Source organism: Saccharolobus shibatae B12 (assembly GCF_019175345.1).
Lineage (GTDB): Archaea > Thermoproteota > Thermoprotei_A > Sulfolobales > Sulfolobaceae > Saccharolobus > Saccharolobus shibatae.
The window spans coordinates 1150212-1162460 of sequence record NZ_CP077717.1; the positions used below are offsets into that span (position 1 = coordinate 1150212).

Annotated in this window: 15 protein-coding genes; 10 read left to right on the forward strand and 5 right to left on the reverse strand. The window is 35.6% G+C overall.

Features of this window, described 5'->3' with window-relative positions:
- The first annotated feature begins 42 nt into the window (after nucleotides 1–42).
- Nucleotides 43–438, forward strand: a complete 396-nt coding sequence (locus tag J5U23_RS06425; RefSeq protein ID WP_218259983.1) for a helix-turn-helix domain-containing protein — start codon at nucleotides 43–45, stop codon at nucleotides 436–438.
- Nucleotides 439–451: 13 nt separating this feature from the next.
- On the opposite strand, the gene J5U23_RS06430 is transcribed toward J5U23_RS06425, so the two are convergent.
- Entirely contained in the window at nucleotides 452–742 is a 291-nt protein-coding gene (locus J5U23_RS06430) for a winged helix-turn-helix domain-containing protein (RefSeq protein WP_218259984.1), read from the reverse strand.
- Nucleotides 743–888: 146 nt separating this feature from the next.
- Here J5U23_RS06430 and J5U23_RS06435 point away from each other — a divergent pair, with 146 nt between their 5' ends.
- The 5 genes from J5U23_RS06435 (at nucleotide 889) to J5U23_RS06455 (ending at nucleotide 4510) form a co-directional block, all read left to right on the forward strand.
- Nucleotides 889–1623, forward strand: coding sequence for a ParA family protein (locus J5U23_RS06435; RefSeq protein ID WP_218267300.1), 735 nt, complete (start codon nucleotides 889–891; stop codon nucleotides 1621–1623).
- Between the two features lie 126 nt (nucleotides 1624–1749).
- On the forward strand, nucleotides 1750–1944 hold the full coding sequence (locus J5U23_RS06440) for a DUF3311 domain-containing protein (protein ID WP_218267301.1): 195 nt from the start codon (nucleotides 1750–1752) through the stop codon (nucleotides 1942–1944).
- A gap of 5 nt (nucleotides 1945–1949) precedes the next feature.
- The gene (locus J5U23_RS06445; protein WP_218267302.1) at nucleotides 1950–3467 is read left to right on the forward strand and encodes a sodium:solute symporter family protein; all 1518 of its coding nucleotides are present in this window, start codon (nucleotides 1950–1952) and stop codon (nucleotides 3465–3467) included.
- Nucleotides 3468–3530: 63 nt separating this feature from the next.
- Nucleotides 3531–4274 (forward strand): NAD-dependent protein deacetylase, encoded by a 744-nt coding sequence (gene cobB, locus J5U23_RS06450; RefSeq protein WP_218267303.1) that lies wholly within the window; start codon nucleotides 3531–3533, stop codon nucleotides 4272–4274.
- Nucleotides 4275–4309: 35 nt separating this feature from the next.
- A complete protein-coding gene (locus tag J5U23_RS06455; RefSeq protein ID WP_218267304.1) occupies nucleotides 4310–4510 on the forward strand; it encodes a hypothetical protein in 201 nt (66 codons plus the stop codon).
- A gap of 20 nt (nucleotides 4511–4530) precedes the next feature.
- On the opposite strand, the gene J5U23_RS06460 is transcribed toward J5U23_RS06455, so the two are convergent.
- The 3 genes from J5U23_RS06460 to thrS all read right to left on the reverse strand — a co-directional run bounded on the left by J5U23_RS06460 (nucleotide 4531) and on the right by thrS (nucleotide 7578).
- Nucleotides 4531–5244, reverse strand: a complete 714-nt coding sequence (locus J5U23_RS06460; protein ID WP_218259990.1) for a nucleotidyltransferase family protein — start codon at nucleotides 5242–5244, stop codon at nucleotides 4531–4533.
- A gap of 203 nt (nucleotides 5245–5447) precedes the next feature.
- Entirely contained in the window at nucleotides 5448–5903 is a 456-nt protein-coding gene (locus tag J5U23_RS06465; protein ID WP_218267305.1) for a methylated-DNA--[protein]-cysteine S-methyltransferase, read from the reverse strand.
- Nucleotides 5904–5940: 37 nt separating this feature from the next.
- Nucleotides 5941–7578, reverse strand: coding sequence for a threonine--tRNA ligase (gene thrS / locus J5U23_RS06470; RefSeq protein WP_218259992.1), 1638 nt, complete (start codon nucleotides 7576–7578; stop codon nucleotides 5941–5943).
- A 51-nt stretch (nucleotides 7579–7629) separates the two neighbouring features.
- On the opposite strand from thrS, the gene J5U23_RS06475 reads away from it, so the two are divergent.
- From J5U23_RS06475 to sucD, 4 genes are all read left to right on the forward strand, one after another.
- Nucleotides 7630–8586 (forward strand): UDP-N-acetylglucosamine--N-acetylmuramyl-(pentapeptide) pyrophosphoryl-undecaprenol N-acetylglucosamine transferase, encoded by a 957-nt coding sequence (locus J5U23_RS06475; protein WP_218259993.1) that lies wholly within the window; start codon nucleotides 7630–7632, stop codon nucleotides 8584–8586.
- Nucleotides 8586–9269, forward strand: coding sequence for an endonuclease III domain-containing protein (locus J5U23_RS06480; protein ID WP_218267306.1), 684 nt, complete (start codon nucleotides 8586–8588; stop codon nucleotides 9267–9269). Before J5U23_RS06475 ends, J5U23_RS06480 begins: the two co-directional genes overlap by 1 nt.
- 84 nt (nucleotides 9270–9353) lie before the next feature.
- Complete coding sequence (locus tag J5U23_RS06485) at nucleotides 9354–10367, forward strand: succinate--CoA ligase subunit beta (RefSeq protein ID WP_218259995.1); 1014 nt, start codon at nucleotides 9354–9356, stop codon at nucleotides 10365–10367.
- Nucleotides 10364–11215 carry a succinate--CoA ligase subunit alpha gene (gene sucD, locus J5U23_RS06490; protein WP_218267504.1) on the forward strand — a complete coding sequence of 284 codons (852 nt, stop codon included), beginning with the start codon at nucleotides 10364–10366 and terminating at the stop codon, nucleotides 11213–11215. The genes J5U23_RS06485 and sucD overlap by 4 nt, the downstream gene beginning before the upstream one ends.
- On the opposite strand, the gene J5U23_RS06495 is transcribed toward sucD, so the two are convergent.
- The gene (locus tag J5U23_RS06495; protein ID WP_218267307.1) at nucleotides 11201–12241 is read right to left on the reverse strand and encodes a hypothetical protein; all 1041 of its coding nucleotides are present in this window, start codon (nucleotides 12239–12241) and stop codon (nucleotides 11201–11203) included. The two genes, sucD and J5U23_RS06495, sit on opposite strands and share 15 nt — an antisense overlap.
- Between the last annotated feature and the right edge of the window lie 8 nt (nucleotides 12242–12249).

The following is a 12249-nucleotide window of genomic DNA, read 5'->3' on the forward strand; positions in this document are numbered from 1 at the left end:
GTTACCAAAAGATTTTTAAGAGTTTTATGAAATCCTCTAATTATGCAAGGTAAAAATGAAATAAGCATGCCAGATGGCAGAGTAGCTGACATATTCAATGTAGTAAAATTTCTCTATGGACTCAGTGATAGGGATATAGAAATTTTAAAACTGCTAATTAAATCCCAAAACGCCCTAACCATGGAGGAAATTTCGAGCAAACTGAATATTACAAAATCTGTTGTAAATAAATCTATACTGAATCTCGAGAAGAAGAATATGATAATTAAAGAAAAAATAGAAACTTCTAAAAAGGGAAGAAGGGCATATACATATAAGGTGGATACACATTATTTAAGCAAGAAATTGCTTGTTGATATAGACCAATTAATGAAAGATTTAAAGGTGAAGATTGCATATATAGTAGGCGTAGAGGTAGAAAAAACTACTAGTATTTAAAGAAAAACTTCTTTTATTGTTTAATAGATAGTACGCTATTAATTTTCTCCCTTAATTGGTCCATATCCTTCCTCATTTCATTAAATTTCCTTATATCTTCGAGTAGTTCCTCTCCCTTTTTGGTTAACATGTACTGCTTTCCTTCTTGTTTTATTATTTCTAGATCCATTAACATCTTTATATATCTTCCAGTTAGGGCGTAGCTTAGATTGGCACCATACATTATTCTCGTCTTTGGAGATCCCGTCTTACACGCCTCAAGTATTGCTTGTATAATTTCTAGCTTGCTTCTTTTCTTAGCCATGGTAGACTTTCTATATATTGTAGTTTATAAACTTTTGCTTTACATCCAATGTATTACTAGTCTTTTCAGCTATGAGTGTCTCTACTTTCTCATATTGTTGGAAACTGCTAATTTATTTAAACTCTAATTATCAAATGATTCTTATAATGGAAAGAATTGATATAGCCAGCGTCAAAGGTGGTGTAGGGAAATCATTTATAGCTTATTTTCTCACCAAAGCACTTGCTACAAGCCGTAAGATATTATTAGTAGATAAAGATTTGACATCTACAATTAGTAGGGTCTATAACATAAAAGGCAACTTACTATCTTATTTGACAGTGGGTCAGTCTTCTTTTATGTATTTCAAGGAAGTTGACAATGGACTTACAGTAATTAATATAGGCTGTAGTAGGAAAATAAAAAATATAGAACCTACAAAAATAGCAGATATCTATAGTGGATTTTCGGATTACGATTTGATGATAGTTGATAATCCATCAATACCATCAGATGTTTGTTTAGATACTGAGCTTCAAGCTTACTATACTTATTTGAATGAAAAAAGATTAGATTACAATTTAATCCTAATATTGCCCCCTAATCAGTTTTTGGTAGATGAAAGTTTAGCATTCATGGAACTGTTTAAGGATTATATTAAGAATGAATTAAGCATATCTCTGGGAAACGATTTGGTGAATTTTGATGTAATATCCTCAGTAATAAATATGTATAATCCTAGAGAAAGAATAGATATTAGTAAGGTTCAAAATCTAACCAATAAAATAGTTAAAATCCCATTTAAAAAAGAAGCAATTTATACACCCCTTGATCAGCTAAACATGCCGAAAGAAATTATTGAATTGGCTAAATATGTGTTAGAGCATATAGAGAGTAAGTAGGATATAGCTTTCCTTGATATTAGTTTATAAAGTTAATACCACTCTATAAATACTTTAATGTTTCAAACGATATAATGAAAGAAAGAATTATATATAGGAATTTCTTAGCGTAAGAATAGTGGTTAAATGGTAAGTGTGAAAAGTATTTTAGCGGGAATCCTACTTCTAATACCATTTATCGCATATTTTGCAATACCGACATACAATAAAGTAGAGCCAGATTTAGGAGGTTTGCCGTTCTTCTATTGGTATCAAACATTGTGGTTAGCGATATCAACAATACTTTTCTCAATAGCCGCACTCCTTCTTGCCAGAAGGTGATATAGATGCTAGGACTAGCTGGTATAATCGTCTTCATAGCGCTTTTCATAGTATTCATATTCCTTGGATTTTATGGTGCCTTCTGGAGAAAAGGAAACTTGGATTTACTTCATGAATGGGGGTTGGCAGGAAGAAGGTTAGGTACTGTTCTAGTATGGTTCTTGATGGGTGCAGATTTATACACAGCGTATACATTTATTGCAGTACCATCAAGCCTTTACGCCAAAGGTGCAATATATTTCTTCGCAGTACCATATGTTTCTTTAACCTTTGCAATAGCCATGTTGACAATGCCTAAACTATGGATTGTTTCGAGAAATAGAGGTTATGTAACAGCAGCAGACTTCGTGAAAGATAGATTCAACAGTAGCATTTTAGCGGCTTTAATAGCGTTAACTGGTGTAGTCGCTGAACTACCTTATATAGCATTGCAAATAGTAGGTATGAAGTCGGTCTTACAGATGATGTTATTAGGAATAGGTAACGCGGCCTTAGTGTCTGAAATTTCCCTAATAGTTTCCTTCATAATTTTAGCTGCATTTACATATACTTCCGGTCTTAGGGGTGCTGCGTTAACTGGAGTTTTTAAAGATATTTTGATCTGGATCACGGTCATATCGGTAATCGTAATCGTACCACTACAATATGGGGGTTTCACTCACGCCTTTAGTGCTATAAACGCAGCAAACCTTTCAGCAAGATATGATACATTACCAAATAACTTACAAATAGCATATTGGAGTTTATTCTTAGGTAGTGCCCTAGCCCTATACCTTTATCCACATTCAATAAACGGTTCACTAAGTGCTGATGATAAAAATAGATTAATGTATAGTACAGCATTATTGCCAATTTATGGTATTGGTCTAGCAATAATAGCACTATTTGGTATTTTAGTTTATGCGGTACCAAATGCATTAAGTGTAGTATCTAAATATGGGGGTGCTCTTGCAGTTCCTGCATTAATAACATCAACCATGCCGGACTGGGCTGCTGGTATAATGCTACTAGGTATATTTGTTGGTGGCTTAGTCCCAGCTGCAATAATGGCAATAGCGGCGTCCAATTTATTAGTTAGAAATGTGATAAAAGAGGTAAATCCAAGCATTACACCTAAAGGGGAAACTACGTTAGCTAAGTGGATTTCAGCTGTTATAAAGTTCTTAGCCTTAGCCTTCGTATTCCTAGTTCCATCCACATATGCCATCAACCTCCAATTGCTAGGAGGAATACTTATAACACAGACATTACCGGCAGTGTTCTTAGGTTTATACACTAAATGGTTTAATCCATGGGCATTAACTGCGGGATGGGCTACTGGAATTATAAGCGGGACCTATATGTTCTTCACATTTGGACTACCTCGTGCCACGTCTCTATATCCTACGCCTTTCGGTTTAATGTATGCTGCAGTAATAGCGTTAGTACTGAACTTGGTAGTTTCAGTCATAGGTACACTTATAGCTAGTGCCCTAGGGTTCAAGACTAAAAGCAATATATCTGCAGAGGATCTAAAAAGATGAAAGTTAAACTCAAACCTTTTTTATTTTAAAATCTTATTTACCTACTAGTAGTATATTCTAATTATGATATACGAGAAAATAGCTGAAGAACTTATTTCCTCTTCTTACGCCATAGCCTTTACCGGAGCTGGTATCAGTACAGCTTCTGGTATTCCCGATTTCAGAGGTCCTCAAGGATTATGGAAGAAGTATTCACCAGAGTTAGCTAGTATAGAATATTTTGAAAAAGATCCCAAAAATTTTTGGGAATTCTACTCATTAAGAATGAGGGGATTATTCGAAGCCCAACCTAATAAGGCACACTACTCTTTGGCTGAGTTAGAAAAGATGGGTATAATAAAGGTAATAATAACGCAAAATATTGACGGTCTACATCAGAAGGCTGGTTCTAAGAACGTTATTGAGCTTCACGGAACTATGAGGAGGTCATATTGTGTTTCATGCTTAAGGACTTATGATTCTCTAAACGTCCTAAGTATGATAGAAAAGGGTAATCTTCCACCTAGGTGTGATTGCGGTGGGATAATAAGGCCAGATGTTGTACTTTTTGGGGAACCAGTTAAGAACATTTATGAGGCACTAAGTATTGCCTATGAATCTGATCTCGTAATCTCAATAGGTTCTTCATTAACTGTATATCCAGCCAATTTAATTCCACAGACCGTAAAAGAAAGAGGTGGTAAGCTAATAATTTTAAATATGGAGGAGACCCCGTTGGATAGTATTGCGGATTACGTCGTAAGGGAACCAGTGGAAATTTCATTGCCCAAGATAGTTGAAAACGTGAGACAGAAAATACTTTCGTGAATCTCAGTCGTGTTTTTTTAAGTAAAATTTCTGATATGATTGAAGAGGAAGAGGAATTAAGAATAATAAAACAAATATTTTTAATAATTAAGGAGAATATACCAGACGATTGTAGAGATTTGGTAATTAACAGATTAATGGACAGAATAATGGATGATATTAAGGAATTAGGTGTCAAGGAGACAATGAAAAAATGGTTAGGAGAGGAAGATGAGGAACTTTTCATAGTTCATTAAATCAGTCGCGGATTTGATCTTCACCTTTCAGAGCTTAGCCCGTTCTTCATCTTTATTAAATCTTCAGAGACCTCCTCTATATCTTTTATTGTATCTATTGATCGCCAGTAGACATCATAATATTTTATGCCCATCAATAACGATTCCTTTGCAAGTTTAGGAAAAGTGAGTTTTTCCATGTCTCCCTTTTCTGGTAAATATTTGAATATTTCCTTTCTTATTAAATATACTCCTGCATTTATCCAGTAGTTTTCTAAGATTGGCTTCTCCTTAAAATCTATAATCTTGTCATCCTTAGTTTCGACTATTCCGTATGGGCTCTTGAGGGGAACTAGTGACATTGTCATTACGTTTTCGCTGGATACTTTCAACTTACTTATGTCTAGGTTAGTTATTATATCGCCGTTGAGTACTATAAACGCGTTTTCAGCACTTAATAATCTCTCGACCTTCTTTAGTGCTCCACCAGTACCTAAAGGTTCCTCTTCTATAGAAAAATAAGTTGAAATTCCCAGTCTCTTTTCGTTTTCACTTAACCACTTTATTAGAACCTCCCATTTATAGCCTGTTAATATTACAAAGGATGTAATACCGAACTGTTTAAGCCAAGAGATCTGCCATTCAATTATTGGTCTCCCAGCCACTTCAATCAAAGGCTTAGGTCTATCATCTGTAAGTGGTCTTAATCTCTTACCATACCCACCCGCCAAAATAACCGCGTGCATAACATACATAATATTTCCAATTTAATAAACATTTTCCAATAACCCTAAAAGCTTCATAGTGCAGAGGACTATTTTGAAAGTTCTTTCCCTCGAATTCTTCAGCTCTAGACTTATCTATTCGGACTTTGGAGAATGATTAAGTAACTCAAACACGATATAAAGCTCTTTTTGTTAAAAAGTAATTGATTAATCCTGCAATAAGTTTTTCCACATCATTCTGGTATTTTGACTCCCTCCAGTTCCAATAAGGCTTTCTTCAACTTTACTCCTCTGGAGTATCCTCCAATACCATTTTCAGCTATTACTCGGTGGCATGGTATGATTAAAAGAATGGGATTTTTAGATAAAGCCATACCAACAGCTCTTGGAGAAGTTCCCAGTGAATCTGCTATCTGTTTATAGCTCATAACTTTTCCCCAAGGGATCTTCATTACTTCTTTAAATACTGATAATCTAAAAGGATAGGTCTTTAGGTTAATAGGCTCCCTTAAGTTTACTGGCTTACCTTCAAAGTAGAGATCTAGCTTATGGAAGAATTCAGTGAAGCTACTATCGTCTCTTGAATTTCCTTCTACACAGTCACAGAAATCCAGCATAATAAATCCCTTATCGTCCTTAGCAACAGTTATATAGCCAAGAGGACTTTTATACAAACCATACACTAGCACAAGTATTAATATACTATATATTGTTATAAAAAATTCACTATTTTAACGCTTTTACTGTAGTTTGTTCTACATCCCTTTGCCCAATCTCGGTGATTAATAACTCTAGGAACTTTTCAAACTTAACGTTCCTTACTTCAATGTTACCTCTAGCTCTAACAGTTACTGTACCCTCACTAGCTTCCTTCTTACCTACTATCAATATGTATGAAACTCCTTGATCGTATGCGTTCTTAATCCTCTTACTTAAGGTCTCACCCGCATAATCAATCTCTGCCCTTATTCTCCTCTTTCTCATATCGTTTAACACTTTTTCAGCGTAGTCATTTACTTCATCAGTTATCGGTAAAACCCTAACTTGGACTGGGCTTAACCACGTTGGTAGCTTACCCTTAAAGTGCTCAAGTAGTATTGCAACAAATCTATCTATTGATCCATATATTGCCCTATGTACCATTACTGGCCTCTTCTTTACCCCATCCCTATCAATGTACTCCAACTTAAACCTCTCAGGTAAGTTGAAGTCAACCTGTATTGTGGATAATTGCCACCATCTACCTAGACTATCCCTTATCTCGAAGTCGATTTTAGGCCCATAAAATGCACCTTCTTTTTCCTTAATACCGAATTTTAAGCCCGATTCTTGCAACGCGGAAATCAGCGCGTTAGTTGCTTTTTCCCACAGTTCATCAGAACCTATACTCTCATCCGGCCTTGTACTCAAATAAGGCTTAATATCGTCATCTTTGAAGCCGAACTTGTGCCAAACTTCCACTGTCTTAGAAATAAGCATCTTAATTTCTTCCCTTAGTTGATCCTCCCTAAGGAAAATATGACCATCGTCTTGGACGAAACCTCTAACTCTCAGTAACCCATATAATTCTCCTTTCTTTTCCCATCTATATACATGGCCAAACTCTGAAAATCTGATTGGAAGATCACGATAGGTTCTAGGTTTAGATTTGTAAATTAGAATGTGAGCAGGACAATTCATAGGTTTTACTCCGTACTCATCACCTTCCATGTTAAAGACAATTAATTTATCCCTATACAAGGTATAATGACCGGATATTTTCCATATATCAGTCTTGAAAACGTGGCTAGTATAAACTTCTTGATACCCCATGCTATCATTTATCTCTCTCATAAACGCAATGAGTTCATTTCTTATCGTTTGTCCCTTAGGATGGAATAGCACTAATCCTGATCCGGCTTCCTCATGAAAGCTAAATAAGTCTAACTTTTCTCCAATCAGCCTATGGTCAGTCTCCTCAGCCTTTTCTAGCCAAGTAAGGTAATCCTTTAACTGTTCCTCAGTCTCGAAAGCCACACCCCTAATTCTAACGTATTGTTCATTGGGATTTGGATGATGAGTTGAGATATTTAAAATTTCAAAATACTTAGGATTTAAATTGGTCGAAATTGAAACCTTATCCTCTATTATTGAAACCTTGTTTCCTTTATACACTATCTGATTATTCTCAATGGGTACATTAGCTAGAACGTTCTCATTGATCGCCTTCTTTACCTCATCTAAGGTAATGCTAGTGTCTGATTTCACATCAATGTAGAAATCCCTTTCACCTAGGCCAACAGCAACTGGCTTATATCCCTTATCTATTAGGTTTATGGCTAAAATTACCGCACCCTTTAGCCACATTGGCTTATAACTTTCCATAAATATCGCTATGTCATTTAACTTAAATCTTTAGCTGTTACAAAGAGTATTGTGACAAGAATCTTAATAATAGCCAGTGGTGGTGGTCATACAGGCTTCGCCAGAGCTATTGCCCAATATTTACCTGAAAAAGTAGATTTCGTGATACCAACAAATGACCCTTACAGTAGACAAATGATATCACAATATGCAAATAAAATCTACGAGATACCTAAAGGAAGAGAACCAGACGAAAGTAGTCTAGTGTTATTTAAGAGATTATTCTCTACAATAGTAAAGAGTGCCAATATTAAGAAATACGATTTAATCATAGCCACCGGGAGCAATCACTCCATATTTCCTTCCTTTTTTCAATACTTAAAAGGTGGGAAGGTTTACGGTATTGAAAGTCAAGATAGACTTATCACCAAGGGAAAGGCGATAAGCATAATATCAAATTACGGAAAGGGTGTATTTCTTCATTGGCAAGAGCAAAGGAAACTTTATGAAAAGAAGGGTATTGTCGTGGGACCCATTGTTGAAAAGCCTAAGTATGAGAGTAAGGATGAAGGCTACATATTAGTTACAACTGGTAGCATGGGTTTTAAGAGGTTATTCGACGCAATAGTGAAATCCGCTATAAGGAAGAGGATTGTCATACAGACGGGGAAAATAGATCCCACAATTTATCGTAGTCAAAATGTTACTACGTTTAGTTTTGATCCAGATTTAGAAAAGTGGATCGCTAATGCATCTTTGGTAATAACGCATCAAGGTAAAACTGCCATGGAGGCAGTAGTAATGTATAGGAAGCCGGTAATAATGGTTTACAACAACGATTGGAAGAGTGCAACTACGTTAAGTGATGCCAAGAAGTATGCTGAGATATTGGGAGCTACGTTTTTAAGTGATCCAATAACGTGGAGCGATTATAACGTTTTACTAGAAGCTATAGAACATGCTAATGAGCCTAACGTTTTTGATATAGGTACTCCAAATCTGGTTAAACATGTATTAAGTGAACTATAATGATTCGTAAAATACTTGAGACATTGTTGGAAATATTTGAAAACAATAGAAGCATATTGAAGGAAAAAGGTTGGATAGTTTCGTCCGAAACTTCTTATGAATGGTGGGACGGACTAAAAAGTGCAGAAGAAATAATTATTTCAGCAATATTGGTTCAAATGTCAAGATGGGAAATTGTAAAGAGTAAAGTAGAGGAGATGAGGAGTAAAGGTTTGACTGATTTTTATAAATTATACAATACTACTGAGCAAGAATTATATGATGTATTGAAAGGAATTAACTTCTATAAGACTAAGGTTAAGAGATTGATTAATTTATCTAAAATCATAATAAATCTAGGTAGTGTTGAGAAATTTTATGACAGAAATCTACTTTTAAGCATTGATGGTATAGGCGAAGAAACAGCTGACTCAATCATGCTTTTTGCAGGGCACAAACCAAACTTTCCACCATCAGAGTACGGTAAGAGAGTATTATCTAGAGTATTAGGGATTAATATAAAGAAAAAGAATGAGGTTAAAAGATTAGTAGAGGAGAATTTAGAACGAAACGTCTACGAATACAAATTACTACACGCTGGAATAGTCACTGTAGGTAGAGCATTTTGTTTCATTGAAAATCCCAAATGTGAAGACTGTATTTTGAAGAAAGTATGCAAATATTATAGAGAGAATTCCTCGTGATACAAAATAGACCTCTTTAAATACTTTTACTAAATTTAAGTAATGCATAGTAATGTTTAAATTTTTATGTGATAAGTATGTGGTATGAAATTATACGAATATGAGGGAAAGAGTCTTTTTAAGCGTGTAGGGATACCAGTGCCTAATGGTGTTGTAACTTCTGAACCAATAAGATGGCAAGGAAAAGCTGTAGTGAAATCTCAACTATTGGAAGGCGCTAGAGGTAAAAGAGGATTAGTAAGAGTAACTGAAGACGTTTATAATACTATTTTAGAGCTGAAAAAACTAGGAGTCGAGAAATTCTTAGTGGAGGAGTTCGTTCCTCACGAGAAGGAGTTTTACGCTTCAGTATTGTTAGATAGGGAAACTGCGGAACCAATGTTAGTTTTATCAAGAGAGGGAGGTATTGATGTTGAACAAGCTAAGGACGTTAAGAAGATGATAATACCATTAGAGAGGGGAGTTAGGAGTTATGATATTGTTGAGGCTGAGAAGTATCTAGGAGTTAAGGGATTAGGGCAAATAATACAAGGTTTATATAAATTATTTGTAGATTACGACGCTGAACTAGTTGAGATAAACCCATTAGCACTAACTAACGATGGTAGGATATTAGCACTAGACTCTAAAGTAATTTTAGAGGATAACGCATTGTATAGGCATGAGGATTTGTTAAAGGAATTGGGGAGGCAAGAAGTTCGTGATAGTTATGTGGAACTAGAAGGAGATATAGGGATAATAGGTAATGGCGCAGGATTAACCATGGCTTCAATGGATCTAGTCAAATTAAATGGTGGAAATCCAGCGAATTTCTTGGATGTTGGCGGAGGAGCTAGTAGGGAACACGTTAAAGAAAGCGTTATTAAAGTGGGTAGTAATCCTAGAGTTAAAAAGATTGTTATAAACATTTACGGTGGAATTACTAGATGTGATGAGGTAGCGTTAGGTATAGTTGATGCACTAAAGGAAGTAAAGAAGCCAATATTTGTTAGATTATTAGGAACTAACGAGGAATTAGGGAAGAAAATATTAAGAGAGAACGGAGTAAACGTATATGATGATGTATTAAAAATGATAGGTGATGCAGTACGCTCATAAACAAGAATACTAGGGTAATCGTCCAGGGAATAACCGGAAGAGAAGGGAGCTTCCATACACAGCAAATGCTAAAATACGGTACAAAAATAGTTGCTGGTGTTACTCCGGGAAAAGGAGGGACTCAAGTTAACAGTGTTCCAGTCTACGACACGGTAAAGGATGCGATGAAAGAACATGAAGCAGATGCTTCAATAATTTTCGTTCCAGCCAGATACGCAGTGGATGCCATATACGAGGCAGTTGATGCGGGGATAAAATTAATTGTAACTATAACCGAGCACATACCAGTTTTGGACATGGCTAGATCTATAAAGTATGCCAGAGCTAGGGGAGCTAGAATAATAGGACCCAATTGTCCCGGAATAATAGCTCCAGAGGAAAGTCTAGTTGGAATACTTCCAGCCAGAGCATTCAAGAAGGGTAAAATAGGAATAGTGTCTAGATCTGGTACACTAACATATGAGGTTTCAGAGTTACTTAAGAACTCTGGTATGGGTCAATCTACTGTTATAGGCATAGGAGGCGATCCAATAATAGGAACAAGCACTTTAGAAGTTGCAAAGATGTTTGATCAAGATCCAGAGACGGAAAAAATTGTTGTGATAGGAGAAATAGGTGGTACCATGGAGGAGAGATTAGCAGAGGCGTATAAGAGGGGAGAAATTAAGAAACCAGTTATAGCTTACATAGCGGGAATGACTGCACCAAGGGAGAAAAGAATGGGACATGCAGGAGCAGTAGTTTATATGGGTATGGGAACCTTTGAGAGTAAAATAAGGGCGTTTAAAGAAGCTGGAATTCCAGTTGCTAATACCCCCTATGATATCCCCAAGTTACTTCTTTCTTAACATATAGGTAGCTATTGTTACAACAACAACTATTACAACTGCAGATAAAGCATAGATTAGGGAGAATCCATTACCAACCCCATTATTTTTTATGTTAAAACTTCCGACAACATAGTTTGAGTAATGATTTCCGAATACAATTATTAGATTTCCTGAATATGGGATAGATATCATGTAGTAATTTGTTCCAGGGATATAACTTCCAATTATCGGTACGGACGTATTATAATAGTACGCATTTCCCGTTGATGTTAATACTATGACGTAAGTGGTTCCATTATATATGAACTTAGATACTCCAAGTAAGTCGTTGAACGTGGTTATGGGTACTAGTAGGCTTATGAACTTTGAACCAGTTATGTTAAAAGCTGCATGATTAGAGTAATTTATGAAATTAATTTCCGCATTTGATGATGCTACTAGTAAGAATAGATCTACAGTGTAGTTTTGATATACGTATTTGAATGACAAGTTATACAAGTTATATGGCCCAGTGTAGAAGTTTAAGTCACCTTTTGTTAGCGTAGCGGTAGCGCTATATGTTAAATTTGAGGCAGGGTCTATGTTTACACTATAGTATGACTTTAGAGGTATCATGTATTGTAGGGAAATGTAGGTGTAATTATTATAGTCTAGGAATTCCACAGAAGGAATGCCATCGTAACTGGTGAATTCTTTGCCGGTTTCTAGAAATCCGTTAGGAGTACCAGCAGCTGCGGTATTAATCCATACACTTAGAGGATATGGATAAGAACCACTTATGTTCTCTATTGTTAAATTGTTTGTATTTATTGCAGGAAACACTTTATTTATAGATTTACCACTTATCACAAAGGCAGTTCCATTCCAAACTAGGTTCATACTTATGTTGAAGGTTAAGTAGGTTCCGAGTCTTGATGATGTCTCGTAAATGTTATAGCTAATTGTATTTCCAATATTTAGGAAATTAAATTGATTAGAAGAGTAAGTTATTGGTACAAATATTATACTTGTTAAGACCAAAAATAATATAAGGTATCTTTTCATCTCGAGTA

Bases quoted from the DNA above. Each gene is read 5' to 3' on its own strand.
- J5U23_RS06425 (WP_218259983.1), top strand. From the start codon at position 43: ATGCAAGGTAAAAATGAAATAAGCATGCCAGATGGCAGAGTAGCTGAC.
- J5U23_RS06430 (WP_218259984.1), bottom strand. From the start codon at position 742: ATGGCTAAGAAAAGAAGCAAGCTAGAAATTATACAAGCAATACTTGAG.
- J5U23_RS06435 (WP_218267300.1), top strand. From the start codon at position 889: ATGGAAAGAATTGATATAGCCAGCGTCAAAGGTGGTGTAGGGAAATCA.
- J5U23_RS06440 (WP_218267301.1), top strand. From the start codon at position 1,750: ATGGTAAGTGTGAAAAGTATTTTAGCGGGAATCCTACTTCTAATACCA.
- J5U23_RS06445 (WP_218267302.1), top strand. From the start codon at position 1,950: ATGCTAGGACTAGCTGGTATAATCGTCTTCATAGCGCTTTTCATAGTA.
- cobB (WP_218267303.1), top strand. From the start codon at position 3,531: ATGATATACGAGAAAATAGCTGAAGAACTTATTTCCTCTTCTTACGCC.
- J5U23_RS06455 (WP_218267304.1), top strand. From the start codon at position 4,310: ATGATTGAAGAGGAAGAGGAATTAAGAATAATAAAACAAATATTTTTA.
- J5U23_RS06460 (WP_218259990.1), bottom strand. From the start codon at position 5,244: ATGTATGTTATGCACGCGGTTATTTTGGCGGGTGGGTATGGTAAGAGA.
- thrS (WP_218259992.1), bottom strand. From the start codon at position 7,578: ATGGAAAGTTATAAGCCAATGTGGCTAAAGGGTGCGGTAATTTTAGCC.
- J5U23_RS06480 (WP_218267306.1), top strand. From the start codon at position 8,586: ATGATTCGTAAAATACTTGAGACATTGTTGGAAATATTTGAAAACAAT.
- J5U23_RS06485 (WP_218259995.1), top strand. From the start codon at position 9,354: ATGAAATTATACGAATATGAGGGAAAGAGTCTTTTTAAGCGTGTAGGG.
- J5U23_RS06495 (WP_218267307.1), bottom strand. From the start codon at position 12,241: ATGAAAAGATACCTTATATTATTTTTGGTCTTAACAAGTATAATATTT.